This window comes from Paenibacillus caui (assembly GCF_019904135.1).
Taxonomy (GTDB): domain Bacteria; phylum Bacillota; class Bacilli; order Paenibacillales; family Paenibacillaceae; genus Fontibacillus; species Fontibacillus caui.
In genome coordinates this window covers 1-1,006 of sequence record NZ_JAIOGQ010000080.1, presented here as the reverse complement: position 1 = coordinate 1,006, position 1,006 = coordinate 1, and the positions used below count along the sequence as shown (strand labels likewise).

The following is a 1,006-nucleotide window of genomic DNA, read 5'->3' as shown; positions in this document are numbered from 1 at the left end:
GCCTGCATGAAGTCGGAATTGCTAGTAATCGCGGATCAGCATGCCGCGGTGAATACGTTCCCGGGTCTTGTACACACCGCCCGTCACACCACGAGAGTTTACAACACCCGAAGTCGGTGAGGTAACCTTAGGGAGCCAGCCGCCGAAGGTGGGGTAGACGATTGGGGTGAAGTCGTAACAAGGTAGCCGTATCGGAAGGTGCGGCTGGATCACCTCCTTTCTATGGAGAATCGTTTCCTGCGAGGAAACATTCAACTATACGGTCAGCGCAAGCTGCCGAACAGCTTTGCCCTCAGGCAAAGCAACCTCTCACTCGTTGGTCAGTTTTGAGAGAGCAAGCCTCTTTCAAGCGTTTGGTGATAATGGCGGAGGGGTTCCACGCGTACCCATCCCGAACACGACCGTTAAGCCCTCCAGCGCCGATGGTACTTGGACCGAAGGGTCCTGGGAGAGTAGGACGTCGCCAAGCGCAACCCCTTTACAGGGTTACAAATCAATACAAGTTAGGGCCCTTAGCTCAGTTGGTTAGAGCGCACCCCTGATAAGGGTGAGGTCGGTGGTTCGAGTCCACTAGGGCCCACCATTCCTAACTTCATGAGTGTTTCATGATCGTCGGAATTATGGGGCCATAGCTCAGCTGGGAGAGCGCCTGCCTTGCAAGCAGGAGGTCAGGAGTTCGATCCTCCTTGGCTCCACCATATACCATCTTTAAACTTGATCCTTGAAAACTGGATAACGAAACGAATTTGCGTTTTAGAACATCTTTTAGCTGAAACTTGTGTCAAACAAGTTGAAGAGTTAACTGTAAAGCGAGGCATTTTGGAGATGGCTGATCCTTTGCGAGTTCCTTTCAACCATTTTAGGGTTTTACCTAATCAGGAAAGGAAGGAGCAACAGAGCGGACAGCCCAAAATCCGAGCGATTTGGTTAAGCTACTAAGAGCACACGGAGGATGCCTAGGCGCTAGGAGCCGAAGAAGGACGTGGCGAACAACGATACGGCCTCG

Annotated in this window: 2 tRNA genes and 2 rRNA genes; all 4 read left to right on the top strand. The window is 52.0% G+C overall.

What is annotated here, in order from left to right:
• Nucleotides 1-220: ribosomal RNA gene (locus K7397_RS21180) — 16S ribosomal RNA — on the top strand; the annotation flags it as partial.
• 132 nt (nt 221-352) lie between these two features.
• Nucleotides 353-469 (top strand): 5S ribosomal RNA (rrf, locus tag K7397_RS21175).
• 37 nt (nt 470-506) lie between these two features.
• A tRNA-Ile gene (locus tag K7397_RS21170) sits at nt 507-583 on the top strand.
• Nucleotides 584-622: 39 nt separating this feature from the next.
• Nucleotides 623-698, top strand: a tRNA-Ala gene (locus tag K7397_RS21165).
• Nucleotides 699-1,006 lie beyond the last annotated feature (308 nt).